Raw genomic sequence first — 12,508 nt, 5'->3', positions numbered from 1 at the left:
CATAAGGAGGGTTAACATGAATTTTCAACAACGTGTACAATATTTTTATAGTAAGTTAAGTGATAGTGATAAATACTTAATTAACTATATAGAAAAAAATTATCTTGATATGGTAAATCTTTCTATTATTAAATTGAGCGAAGATGCTAATGTATCTACTTCAACGATAGTAAGATGTATGAAAAAGCTAGACTACAGTGGTTTTACGGATTTTAAGTTTCAAATTGCAACAGAGATTTCTAATACCAATCCAAAATCATTGGAACAAGTAGAATACATTGATAGTCAAATACAAACTGCGATTATTAAAAATAAAGAAGAAGTTGATAAGACTATTAGATACATTCAATCTTCTATAATAGAGGATGCTATATCAGCGATTAAATACAGTAAAAAAGTTACTATATTTGCAAGAGGATTTTCAGAACATATATCAAATGAAATGACAATCAAACTGCAATTACTAAATAAATATACTGAGGAGCATAAAGATCCGAACATAATTCGCATAAAATCAAAAACATTTACAAAAGATGATTTAGTAATATTTATTTCTTTGAATGGTGAAACAGAAGAACTGGTGGAAGCTGCTGAATATTGTAAAAACTTAAACGTCAAAACAATTTGTTTAACAACAAATAAAGAAGGTAGACTATATGAACTATGCGATATCATTTTATTAGGATTTAAATCTGATAAAAATTATTTACCTGAATATGAAGTTAGGTCACGGTTACCATTACAAGTTTTATCCAGAATACTTTTGGATGCATATGTAATAAGAAATGATCAAAACAGTTAGTAAAATACCCCCTTTACCATCAATCATGGATTAGGGGGCATTTTTATGTGAAGAGGATGGAGAAGGCAGTATAAACGAGAAGTAGTGCCATTATGATATTAAATTCTAATTCATGTTGATTAATAAACTTTTTAAAGATTGAACCAAAGACACTCCAACTGAAAGAGGATAGAAATCCGATGAGTGCTAAATATGTAATTAAGATGATTTGGATAGAGAAATGTTCATAGTTTGGCGTTATAAATGCAGCTACAACACTTAACGCATAAATCACACCTTTAGGATTTACGAACTGTAACAACATACCAAATTTAATATTATTGTATCTATTACTAAATGATTGAGCATCCGTACCTTTGCTCGTTCCAATTTTGTATGCTAAATAAAGTAAATAAATTGCCCCGAAAATCTTCATATATAATTGTATTTTAGGGAACAGGTGATACAAAGCAGAACTAAAGAAATTAGATACGAGTAGTAATAAAAAAAAGCCAAGCGCAACACCGATACAGAAACGTACTGTACCTCGCAGACCAGTTTGTTTAGAATAATATAAAGACATAATGTTATTTGGTCCAGGCGTGAAACTAGAAACAATTGCATAAATCGTCATAGATAATAAAGTCATATAAAACGCCCCTTCGAGTTAAACTATTGTGTGTATTGTATCGATAGATGGAGGGATTGTAAATGATTGGTGTCGGGGGATGAGAATATATAAATCTTATAAAAAGAAGGTGAAAGTATGAAACAACGTATTATGGTTATTGGATGTCCAGGTTCAGGTAAATCAACATTATCAAATAAATTACATAATAACTTAGGAATTCCTTTATATCATTTAGATGAAATAAAATGGCAAAATAGTAACAAAACAATAGATAGTGAGACTTTTGAAGAAATATTAAAAAATATTATTCAATTAGATGAATGGATTATTGATGGCAATTATAACAGTACTTTGGAGTTGAGAATGAAGAAAGCTGACATTGTAATCTGGTTAAATTATAGTAGAGCAATTTGTATATTTAGAGTTTTTAAAAGGTTTCTTCAAAGTTTTTATAGAAAATCTGAAGGGGGAAATCCTAAAAGAGTGAGTTGGAGTTTTATTAAATTTGTTTGGAATTTTAAAGACAATCATGATAAAAGATTACTTGATTTAAAAGATAAATATAGTAATCAAAATGAATGGATAATCTTAAAGTCTAAATATGACACTAAGTTATTTTGTGATAAACTGCAGGAAAGTTAATGTTGTATAGGTTTACTAATTAAGTATAACGAACTGTAGTATTTTAGTTTATCTTTTCCTGCGCATTCTCTATAATAATTGTAAAGAATTGTGGAGGTGCATCGATGAACAGTCAAACATACTTACTGGCTCTCAAAAATCGTATCATTCAAGATAAACTTGATGAAGATACGAGGAACTATATTAAAGGTCTGGAGGGTGAACTTTTCATTAAAGGTATTCTTGATGAATATCCAGATCTTCATTATTTATATGATTTTCATATAAACTACAAAAATCGCGTTCAAATTGATTTTTTAATTGTAACGGATGATGCTATATGTCACTTTGAGGTTAAACATTATTCTGGAGATTATACGATTAAAGATGGTCAGCTTATGAACGAATTTGGAAACATGTTTTATACACCTTTTCAGCAACTGCGACGAGCCAATCATGAATTGAATCATTTAATATCCCACTTGAATATTAATAAACCCTTACATTCCTTTCTTATTTTTTCAAACCCCAAATTCACTTTAAAAGGCACAATGCCAAATCATTTCAATATCCTACTACCAACAGAATTACACAAACTTAAATATATGTTCAAAAATAATCATACTATAGAAAATGCTAATATCTTACATATGTTTCAACAAGAGCATAGTGACTTTTCACATCTTTATAACAATATTAAAAAAGTCCCGATGGCTAGTTTAAGTTCAGGATTGAAATGCCCAAAATGTAAGAGATTGAATACGATTGAGGTAGAAGAACGAAAGAAAAAACTGAAATGTAGATTATGTGATTTCAAAGACATACGACAAAATGTGTATTTGTTTAATTTATTAGAACTTAATTTGTGTAAAGGGGAGTCTTTTACTTTATCAGAAGCACAAAAATGGTGTGGGGTGGAGAATAAATACACTATAAGAAGAGTGTGTGAAAAGTATTTTAGAAGTACAAATAAGAATCCAAAAAGATACTATAAAAATCAATAAAACCGAAGTGAACATTGCAAGTGATGGCTGACTAGCAATATTGGGGTATCGAACATTGCAAGTGATGGCTGACTAGCAATATTGGGGGATCGAACATTGCAAGTGGTGGCTGACTAGCAATATTGGGGGATCGAACATTGCAAGTGTAAGCTGACTAGCAATATTGGAGTGTTGAACATTGCAAGTGATGGCTGACTAGCAACATTGGAGCATCGAACATTGCAAGTGATGGCTGACTAGCAATATTGGGGGATCGAACATTGCAAGTGATGGCTGACTAGCAATATTGGGGGATCGAACATTGCAAGTGGAAGCTGACTAGCAATATTGGGGTATCGAACATTGCAAGTGGAAGCTGACTAGCAATATTGGGGGATCGAACATTGCAAGTGATGGCTGACTAGCAATATTGGGGGATCGAACATTGCAAGTGATGGCTGACTAGCAATATTGGGGGATCGAACATTGCAAGTGATGGCTGACTAGCAATATTGGGGGATCGAACATTGCAAGTGGTGGCTGACTAGCAATATTGGGGGATCGAACATTGCAAGTGGTGACTGACTAGCAATATTGGAGTGTTGAACATTGCAAGTGATGGCTGACTAGCAACATTGGAGCATCGAACATTGCAATCAATACCGCCCAACTACCTTCCCCCCCTTCATCCACCAACAAAAACAGGGGCACCATGTGTGCCCCTGTCCCTTCTTAAGGTATTATTGATATATGGTTATGTTTATTTATGGGTGGAAGATTACTTTATCGTATTGTTTCTTTCTGTTTACTAAGTTATCAAATGTTTCTGGTCCTTTTGATAAAGGAAGTACATCGGAGATAATGGGTTTTACATCAATTTCTCCTGTAGACATATAATGTAGTGTAGCTGCCCATTCTTCTCCTGGGAATGGGGCAGATAAACCGTTCCATGAACCGATGACATTCAGCTCATTTCTTAATATCTTTTCGAAATGTTGACGATGAATCTCGATATCTGAATATGGAATACCTAATAGTAAGACTTCGCCACCTTTAGTAGGTAATGTCAGCACTTGTCCTATTGTAAACGGTGATCCTGCTGATTCAACAGCAACATCAATTTTTTCAGGTATTGCAAATATAGACTCATCTAAGTCTGTTTCTTTAGAATTAATCGTATAATCCGCGCCGAGTTGTTTAGCGATTTCTAACTTATGGTCATCAATATCTATTGCGATTATTTTAGCTGCTCCGAATATTTTCGACCATTGAATGGCTAGTAACCCAATGCTTCCACATCCCATGACAGCTACAGTTGCACCCGGCTTCATATGTGTTCTGTAAAATCCATGTGCAACGACTGCAGAAGGTTCGACCATTGCTGCAGTATCTAAATCTACATTGTCTGGTACTTTAAGTACATTGTTTGCTGGGAGTTTCACATATTCTGCAAAACAACCAGGTTCATATGATCCAATCACATATAAATTTTCACAACGTGAGTATTCACCTTTTTCACAGTAATGGCATTGATGGCATACGACAGCGGGGCATCCTGTTACAGCATCTCCTACATTTAACCCCGATACGTCGCTACCAACTTCCTCAACAATTCCTGAAAATTCATGTCCAAACGTCATACCTTGTTTGTAAGGTCCAAGCTTTTTGTAACGGGAGGTATCTGATCCACAGATACCCGTTGCTTTAACTTTAATAATGACATCATTTGGTGCATCTATCTTTGGTACAGCTGTTTCTTCAAATCTTAAATCTTCAATACCATATAAATTTAAGGCTTTCAAAAGTATTATCCTCCCCTCTATTTATATTATGAGGTTTGTTCTGAAGTCACTTTCTTCTTCTTGAAAAGTTTAGAACCGAAATAACTTAAGAAGACAGCACTATTACATACGAGTAAATTATCCATATAGAATTGTGTAATACCTCTCATTGGCCCAAGCATAAAATCTAACATGTGTTCAACCATAATCAACATTCTCCTTTTTTATCTTTAAAAAGATTATTTGTTTATTCGATAGGGCGAAGTAATACTTTAATACCTTCGCCGCCTTTAATGTGATTGTAACCTTCATCCCATTCAGTAATATCAAGCTCAGCAGTAACAAGTGCTTCTGCATTTACTTGTCCAGTACTCATGAGTTGTAATGATGGTTCCCAATCGGCAGGTTTCTGACTTCTACTACCTACAACTCTAATTTCTTTTTGAACGATTTTTTCCAAATCAAAAGGTATTTCTGGATCTTTAAAAATACCAACTTGGACATATAGACCTTTTTTGCGTAATAGATCAAGACCTTGTTTAGCAGCAGGTACAGCGCCAGAACATTCTAATACAACATCTGCACCGTATCCGTCTGTAATGTTGTTAACATATTCTTTTAAGTCTGTATGTTGAATATTCACAACATGATCTAAATTTAATTCTTCTGCTTTTGCTAAACGAGCTTTATCGTTATCTAAACCAGTTATAACGACTTTTCCACCTTTACTTTTAACGACTTGTGCGACGAGTAGGCCAATTGGTCCTGGTCCCATAACGATAACAGTATCACCTTGATTAATTTCAATTTTAGACACTGCGTGATGTGCACAAGCGAGAGGTTCTGTCATAGAAGCGGCTTTATAAGAAACATTGTCAGGCAACTTGTGAACACTTGCTGCTCTTGCTACAAGATATTGTGTGAAGCCACCATTTTGTTGCGTACCTAAACCTTTACGATGATTACATAAATTGTAGTCTCCAGATTGACAGTATTCACATTCACCACAAATATAATATGTTGTCTCAGACGTTACACGATCACCAATTTCAAATCCTTCAACTTTATCACCAAGCGCAACGATTTCTCCAGAAAACTCATGGCCAAGGGTTACAGGAAAGTTTACATTGTAATGACCTTCATAAGTGTGAACATCTGTACCACAAATACCGGCATAATGAACTTTTATTTTTATCTCATTTTCATTTGGTTCTGGAATTTCTTTATCTAAAATTTCTAAATTACCAAAACCAGGTGCTGTTTTTACTAATGCTTTCATTTAAAGTCATCCCCTTAATGTTAGTTGAACAATGCAAAGAACTTGAAGATAATATAGTTTAAGATGTTACCACCTTGGTCAAGACTTGAAATTTGTGAAGATCCTGATGGCATTTTCACATTTGTACCGTCAGCCATGCTTGTGAAGATAGGTGCTACATCTGTTGCGATATATAGTGAAATAGCAATCATCACTGTTCCAACGATAACTGAATGTATGATATTACCGCGTGCTGCACCTACGATGAATGCGACGATAAATGGAATTGTCGCTAAGTCACCAAAAGGTAATACTTGGTTACCAGGTAAAATAACAGCTAATAATACAGTTACAGGTACTAAGATTAAAGCAGTTGAGATAACAGCTGGATGACCTAATGCAACCGCAGCATCTAAACCAATATAAATTTCACGATCTCCAAAGCGTTTGTTTAACCAAGTACGAGCTGATTCTGATACAGGCATTAAACCTTCCATAAGAATCTTAACCATACGAGGCATTAAGACCATAACAGCAGCCATTGACATACCTAAGTTAATAACGTCACCAGCATTGTATCCAGCTAATAAACCAATTGCTAAACCAAGTACTAAACCTACGAAGATAGATTCACCGAAAGCGCCGAAACGTTTTTGAATTGTATCTGGGTCAGCATTTAATTTGTTAATACCAGGCACTTTTTGAAGACCTTTAACAAGGAAGATACCAGGTACATAAGAAATCGTACTACCAGTTGCAATAGATACACCTGGTAAATCATAGAATTTACTCATCATTGGTGCAGTCCAATCAGCTACTTTTAAGCAGACGATTTGGAATAATGCAGCAGCAACTAATGATTGCCAAATGCTTCCCGAAACGGCATATACCATTGCACCACAGAATGTATAATGCCAGAAGTTCCAAATATCAACGTTCATTGTTTTAGTTGCTTTAGTTAATAACATAATGACATTAATCACAATACCTAAAGGAATAATAAATGCAGCGATAACAGATGCCCATGCAATTGATGATGTAGCAGGCCAACCTACATCGATTACATTTAAACTTACGCCTAAATTTTTAACCATTGCTTGTGCTGCAGGTCCTAAATTATTTACAAGTAAATCAATTACTAAGAAAATACCTACAAATGCAACACCAATCGTTAAACCAGATCTAAATGCTGCACCAACTTTCTGTCTGAAAAATAACCCTAATAAGAATATGACAATCGGTAAAATTACCGTTGCACCTAAATCAAGAAATGCTTGAATAAAATTTACAAAACCATTCATTCCCTACACCATCCTCTTTTTAGAAGAATGAGGATGAAATATGATTTATTCCAACCTCATGCTAGTTTTTAATTTTGAATTTGTTTAACTTTGTAAAGCGTCTAAAATTTCTTTCTTAGTATCTTCAACACCGATTCCTGTTAAGAAGTTACGTGCGTTAATAACTGGGAATTTGAATTCTTTTTGCGTCATTGCTGTTGTCACTAATAAATCAGCTGTTTCAGCGTATGCACCAACTTCAGAAATTTTGATTTGTTTTAAATCTACTTTAATGTTGTGTTCTTTAGCCATTTCCTCAATTGCGTTGTTAACCACTGTTGACGTTGCGATTCCTGCTCCACATGCTACTAATACTTGTTTCATAATAATTTCCTCCTAATTTGAGTCGATGTGTACATCAAACTCTTCCTGTTAATTTATTTATACTTCGCTTAATTCTTTATCTATTGCATCTACAATTGTTTGTTTATCTTGTGCATTGGCAATCAATTCAAGTAATTGATCGTTTTGGAAGATTCCCATCAATTTTTGTAATAATGATAGTTGAGCATCTTCTTTATCCATTGCTAACATGAATATTAATTTCACGTCTGTTGTTTCTTCAATTTCTCCCATAATGACAAATGGAACGGTTTCTTTAAGTACTGCAATACCTATTGATCTCGTCTGAACGTGTTGTATGTCGGTATGTGGGATTGCCACTGAGCAATATACAGTTGGTAAACCAGTTGCAAATGATTTTTCTCTTTCTATCACTGCGTCTTTGTAAGTGTCTTTAACATAATTATTTTGGTACATGACCTCTGACAACTTACTCAACGCTTCAACATTTGTCTTAGCTTCTAAATCTAGAATGACGTTAGAAGCATCGATCTTTAAATCTTGCATATTATGCAACCCCTTTGACTTAATCTATTTTTGAAAAGTGTTGAATGATTTTATATACATCAATTTTTGAATCTGTTTGAACAATTTGTTGTATAGCTTTATCGTCTTGAGACATATCTCTTAGTTGTAGTAGTGGTCTTAAATGTTTGAACTTATCTGTAGCAGCGATTGCTACGAAGATATGAACCTTTAATCCAGTACTCAACTCGAGTGGCTCTTTCAGAATCAACATACTCATTGCAGTTCTATGAACGACTTGATCACCATCAGCATGAGGGATTGCGATATTTTGGTTAATAACCATATACGTATCATCAAATGCTGCATGCATCTTATCTACATAGAGCGGGTCGACATATTTCATTCTTACTAACGGGTTAGCCGTTAATTGAATGGCTTCTCCAATATCAGCTACGCGCTCTACAAAATTAATATGATTGGTTGGTAATAAATCTTGTAAGTTCAAAGTACTATTGATAGATAATGTTGATGCTTTAACCGATGAATATGCATACGTATCTTCAAATTGTGCTTTTACGATTTTGAAAAGCTCTGATTCATTATGAATTGTTGCATGTTCTCTTATAGCCGAAATCATTTTTTCGACTTGTATTTCTGTTTCCATCGTATTATTTAATTGACCGAATACATGTTGCCGTAGTTCATGTTTTTCTTGAGCAGTTAAAATCGTTTTCGTGATATACAATTTTTTAGGTGTCATGATATGCATCGGTGAAAAGACGATATCAAAGTCTAATTCATACTGATTGAAATCACGTAATGATAAAGCATCAAGGAATATAAATTCAGGGAATACACTTCGCAACTCTTGTAACATGAGCTGAGAAATGGATGTACCTTGTGTACAAACAACGACAGCTTTTACTTTTTGTTCAATTTCTTCATCTTGCCTTCTTAAACTGCCACCAATCAGTATGGTTAAATAAGCAATTTCATTTTCGGGTAATGATTGCCCGAAGAACTTTTCTAAAGGTTTTGAAGATAATTTAACGAGATGAAAGAGTTCTTTATAATCTTCTTTTAAGGAATTTTCTAAACCTTCTACATCAGATAATTGATATCGAATTCTGTAAAAAGCAGGTTCCATATGAAGCATTAATTGGTTAATCAAAGAATCTCGATCGTTAAATTTAATAAAAGTAATTTTTTCAAATTGTACGATCATGTCTATAAGTGCCTTTTTGAGTTCTGGAATATGTTGAACATCACTGACATCTGACCACTGAACACTCGTAGACAGCAACTGTAAAGTAATGAATAACTTTTCTTGTCTTGGAATATTTGGGTAGTTCGATGTCAAAATTTCTGTTGCTTGATATTCTTTCGTATCCGATAAATCATCGTATCCTATAGAAAATGATGAAACAATTTTGTCATGCTTAATTCTTCGTAAAATTAAATAAAGTTTATAAGGTAATGTTTGTGTACTTTGATCAATGAATTTTCTGTCTAAATATTGTTCGATTTTAGTGATTTGTTTATTGATTAATTCAATTTTTTCATCAATAATACTTAAACTTTTGATGATATCAGACTGAGCAATATGCATTGTAAAGACTTTATCGATGAGCCTCATAAGAAGTCTTCGAATTTCAAATTCACTACCAGCTAAGTAATAACCATTAGTACGACTATATTTCAGATTAACTTCGTATGGTTGTAGAAGTTCTTTCAATTTCTTAATATCATTTAGAATGGTATTTTTACTGACTTCTAAATCAATTGAGAAGTGATTTAATGAAAGGCCTTCTTCTTCACTAAACAACATCAATAAAATGAGGTGTGCACGTTGGTATGCCGTATATACCTGCTCATTCTCTTGATAGGTGGATTCAATTGGAACATTAAGAAAATCTTTAATGGTGTCATCAACGATAAAATAACCTTGGCTAGTTCGTTCGATTTCCGGATAATCATGTTCTTTAAACCAGTCATTTAACTTTTGAATCCTGTACCCAAGCTGTCTTCGTGAAATGTTAAACATTGATTCTAAGTCTTTGCCTTTTACTTTTGGGTTTTTAATCATTTCTGAAATGATATTAAAGTTTTCTTTTTGTATTTTGAATACCTCCTTTGTTGTTAATCATAATTTAACACAGGTCATCAAAGAGTTGTACAAGCTTTAATCACAAATGTTATTAACTTTTGTGTACACCTTTGTGATTATTCTGATATGACAACGTTTGTAAGACACAACGAATAATTACAAATGCATGAATATTATTAAAATTGAATACATAGTAGGGATAACTTATGTGAAGAAAGGAGTGAAAAGGGGATAAGAACATAAAAAAAGCAATCGCTCGATTAGCGATTGCTTTTAAATAATAATTATTCTTGTGATTCGTCAGGTAAGTTTTCTTTCATTTTTTTATTAATTTTCTTCGCGCGTTTGAAATAAATACCTTCAAAGTAGCTTGTTGTACCTAATTTATAGAATACAAGTGCAACAACTGCAATGACGATGAAATCATATGGGTAGTGGATCCAATTAAGTCCGTTAAATTCTTTACTTCCGATAAATGATAAGAAAGCAAGTATGATAAGATATGCAATGATCCAAATACTCCCACCGATTTGTTTTTTAGTATTTGTCCAATTTGTCTTATATTCATAGAAGAAGTAAATTGGTAAACCTAAAATAATAATAAATATAACTTGTGCTGTTGTTGGCCACATAGCCCAATATATGGCGAGTGATGCAACAACGAATGAAAATGGCGCCATAAAGCCAAGCATTTTCGCACGGAATGGCCTATGCATATTCGGTGCCATTTTTCTTAATGAAATAACAGTTGTTGGACCAGTTAAATATGCAACAAGTGTTGCTGTAGAGATAACACTTGCTAATACTGCCCAATCTCTAAATAATGAAACCATAATCATACTGACAATAGCGTTAAATACAATTGCGACACGTGGAATGTTGTATTTTTCATTCATAGAACCTAAGAATTTAGGAATATGACCGTTTTTCTCCATTGCACGTAATACACGACCAGTAATCGCTACGAATGAAACACCTGTACCAAATGGTGATACAACGGCTTCTAAATATAATAGAATAGCTAACCAGTTTAAACCTAATATGATGGCTAAGTTAGCAAATGGTGAGTCGAAATTAATACCGCTCCAACCACCACTTTCAGAAAGCATGTCTGTTGGCATAGATGTGATAAACGTACTTTGTAAAATAATATATAATACAGCACTTAAAGAAAGTGAAATTAAGATACCGCGATAGATATTCTTTTCAGGATTTTGAATTTCAGATCCCATGTTAATAATTGTTTGGAAGGCATTAAATGAGAATATAATACCAGATGCTGTTGTAGCAGCAAATATTGGCGCACTACCATACGGCATAAATTCTCCTAATGACGAACCATAGTTTCCTGTATCAAATCCAGAAATAATTAACATAATAATCGTTACAAGTGGCACACCTAATTTGAAGAATGATATTAAACTTGTAAATGATGTTAATAGTTTAACTGACCAATAATTTAATAATGAGAAAATAATAATGATAATAAATACTGCAAATAATCCAATATTACTAATTGAACCATCATGCATAAGTTGGCTAGTAGGTTTAGCCCAATCCCATGGCCAAGAGCTGATGTATTGAACAGCTGATACAGCTTCGATAGGGATAATCGTTACTAATGATACCCAGTTAGCCCATGATGCTATGAAACCAAGCAGTGAACCATGTGTATACTGCGCGTAGTTACTCATACCACCTGATTGTGGGAACATTGTTCCAATCTCAATGTAGTTATAAGCGATAGATCCTATAACAACAAAGCCTATAATCCAAGATAAAATTGCAGCAGGACCTGCAATTGATGATGCTTCCCATGCCCCAAATAACCATCCAGAACCGATTAATGAACCAAGTCCTAATAGTACGAGTTGGGTCAGGTTAATTTTTTTGTTTTCGTTATGATTACTCATCCAATCTCCCATTCTAATTTTTAATCAATTTTTATTTGTTTTTATTGTTAAAATTAAAGCACGGGTCAATATTATACGCTTATGAAATTAATAGTCAAATTTCGTTGTAAATATCAAACGTTTTCAAATGGCTGTATATACCAATTTTATGGAGATGAAAGGTTTTTAGAGTTCCGGCAGTCTGACTGGCTATAAAGTAAATTAATTTGTATTTTTAAGTTGATTGTGACGCTACGTCATAAAATAGAATATAAGTATAAAATCTAATAATACGAGGAGTGGT

The 12,508-nt window shown here is 33.5% G+C and carries 12 protein-coding genes; 3 read left to right on the top strand and 9 right to left on the bottom strand.

Going from position 1 to position 12,508, the window contains the following annotated elements; genetic code table 11:
• Window positions 1-16: 16 nt before the first annotated feature.
• Entirely contained in the window at window positions 17-802 is a 786-nt protein-coding gene (locus tag ACJTHF_RS06095) for a MurR/RpiR family transcriptional regulator (protein WP_078355241.1), read from the top strand.
• Between the two features lie 43 nt (window positions 803-845).
• Here ACJTHF_RS06095 and ACJTHF_RS06090 read toward each other — a convergent pair whose 3' ends face one another.
• Window positions 846-1,430, bottom strand: coding sequence for a LysE family translocator (locus ACJTHF_RS06090; RefSeq protein WP_232156891.1), 585 nt, complete (start codon window positions 1,428-1,430; stop codon window positions 846-848).
• A gap of 117 nt (window positions 1,431-1,547) precedes the next feature.
• On the opposite strand from ACJTHF_RS06090, the gene ACJTHF_RS06085 reads away from it, so the two are divergent.
• A complete protein-coding gene (locus ACJTHF_RS06085; RefSeq protein WP_075578358.1) occupies window positions 1,548-2,054 on the top strand; it encodes a hypothetical protein in 507 nt (168 codons plus the stop codon).
• Window positions 2,055-2,158: 104 nt separating this feature from the next.
• Window positions 2,159-3,037 (top strand): nuclease-related domain-containing protein, encoded by an 879-nt coding sequence (locus ACJTHF_RS06080; protein WP_119650233.1) that lies wholly within the window; start codon window positions 2,159-2,161, stop codon window positions 3,035-3,037.
• Between the two features lie 743 nt (window positions 3,038-3,780).
• Here ACJTHF_RS06080 and ACJTHF_RS06075 read toward each other — a convergent pair.
• From ACJTHF_RS06075 to ACJTHF_RS06040, 8 genes are all read right to left on the bottom strand, one after another.
• A complete protein-coding gene (locus tag ACJTHF_RS06075) occupies window positions 3,781-4,818 on the bottom strand; it encodes a galactitol-1-phosphate 5-dehydrogenase (RefSeq protein ID WP_078355239.1) in 1,038 nt (345 codons plus the stop codon).
• 26 nt (window positions 4,819-4,844) lie between these two features.
• Window positions 4,845-5,003: a hypothetical protein gene (locus ACJTHF_RS06070; RefSeq protein WP_088592136.1), complete on the bottom strand. Its 159-nt coding sequence runs from the start codon at window positions 5,001-5,003 to the stop codon at window positions 4,845-4,847.
• Window positions 5,004-5,044: 41 nt separating this feature from the next.
• Window positions 5,045-6,076 (bottom strand): zinc-binding dehydrogenase, encoded by a 1,032-nt coding sequence (locus tag ACJTHF_RS06065; protein ID WP_058592173.1) that lies wholly within the window; start codon window positions 6,074-6,076, stop codon window positions 5,045-5,047.
• Between the two features lie 20 nt (window positions 6,077-6,096).
• Complete coding sequence (locus ACJTHF_RS06060; RefSeq protein WP_048540810.1) at window positions 6,097-7,356, bottom strand: PTS galactitol transporter subunit IIC; 1,260 nt, start codon at window positions 7,354-7,356, stop codon at window positions 6,097-6,099.
• Between the two features lie 84 nt (window positions 7,357-7,440).
• On the bottom strand, window positions 7,441-7,719 hold the full coding sequence (locus ACJTHF_RS06055) for a PTS sugar transporter subunit IIB (RefSeq protein WP_078355238.1): 279 nt from the start codon (window positions 7,717-7,719) through the stop codon (window positions 7,441-7,443).
• A 57-nt stretch (window positions 7,720-7,776) separates the two neighbouring features.
• Window positions 7,777-8,244, bottom strand: coding sequence for a PTS sugar transporter subunit IIA (locus tag ACJTHF_RS06050; RefSeq protein ID WP_048540813.1), 468 nt, complete (start codon window positions 8,242-8,244; stop codon window positions 7,777-7,779).
• Between the two features lie 19 nt (window positions 8,245-8,263).
• Window positions 8,264-10,291 (bottom strand): BglG family transcription antiterminator, encoded by a 2,028-nt coding sequence (locus ACJTHF_RS06045; RefSeq protein WP_058592175.1) that lies wholly within the window; start codon window positions 10,289-10,291, stop codon window positions 8,264-8,266.
• A 305-nt stretch (window positions 10,292-10,596) separates the two neighbouring features.
• Window positions 10,597-12,225, bottom strand: a complete 1,629-nt coding sequence (locus ACJTHF_RS06040; protein WP_078355236.1) for an APC family permease — start codon at window positions 12,223-12,225, stop codon at window positions 10,597-10,599.
• Between the last annotated feature and the right edge of the window lie 283 nt (window positions 12,226-12,508).

It is taken from the genome of Mammaliicoccus sp. RAM2 (assembly GCF_045897195.1).
GTDB classification, from domain to species: Bacteria; Bacillota; Bacilli; order Staphylococcales; family Staphylococcaceae; genus Mammaliicoccus; species Mammaliicoccus sciuri.
This window is presented reverse-complemented; position numbering and strand designations above follow the sequence as displayed.

Coding starts and splice junctions, on each gene's coding strand:
- ACJTHF_RS06095 (WP_078355241.1), top strand. CDS start 17: ATGAATTTTCAACAACGTGTACAATATTTTTATAGTAAGTTAAGTGAT.
- ACJTHF_RS06090 (WP_232156891.1), bottom strand. CDS start 1,430: ATGACTTTATTATCTATGACGATTTATGCAATTGTTTCTAGTTTCACG.
- ACJTHF_RS06085 (WP_075578358.1), top strand. CDS start 1,548: ATGAAACAACGTATTATGGTTATTGGATGTCCAGGTTCAGGTAAATCA.
- ACJTHF_RS06080 (WP_119650233.1), top strand. CDS start 2,159: ATGAACAGTCAAACATACTTACTGGCTCTCAAAAATCGTATCATTCAA.
- ACJTHF_RS06070 (WP_088592136.1), bottom strand. CDS start 5,003: ATGGTTGAACACATGTTAGATTTTATGCTTGGGCCAATGAGAGGTATT.
- ACJTHF_RS06065 (WP_058592173.1), bottom strand. CDS start 6,076: ATGAAAGCATTAGTAAAAACAGCACCTGGTTTTGGTAATTTAGAAATT.
- ACJTHF_RS06060 (WP_048540810.1), bottom strand. CDS start 7,356: ATGAATGGTTTTGTAAATTTTATTCAAGCATTTCTTGATTTAGGTGCA.
- ACJTHF_RS06055 (WP_078355238.1), bottom strand. CDS start 7,719: ATGAAACAAGTATTAGTAGCATGTGGAGCAGGAATCGCAACGTCAACA.
- ACJTHF_RS06050 (WP_048540813.1), bottom strand. CDS start 8,244: ATGCAAGATTTAAAGATCGATGCTTCTAACGTCATTCTAGATTTAGAA.
- ACJTHF_RS06045 (WP_058592175.1), bottom strand. CDS start 10,291: ATGATTAAAAACCCAAAAGTAAAAGGCAAAGACTTAGAATCAATGTTT.
- ACJTHF_RS06040 (WP_078355236.1), bottom strand. CDS start 12,225: ATGAGTAATCATAACGAAAACAAAAAAATTAACCTGACCCAACTCGTA.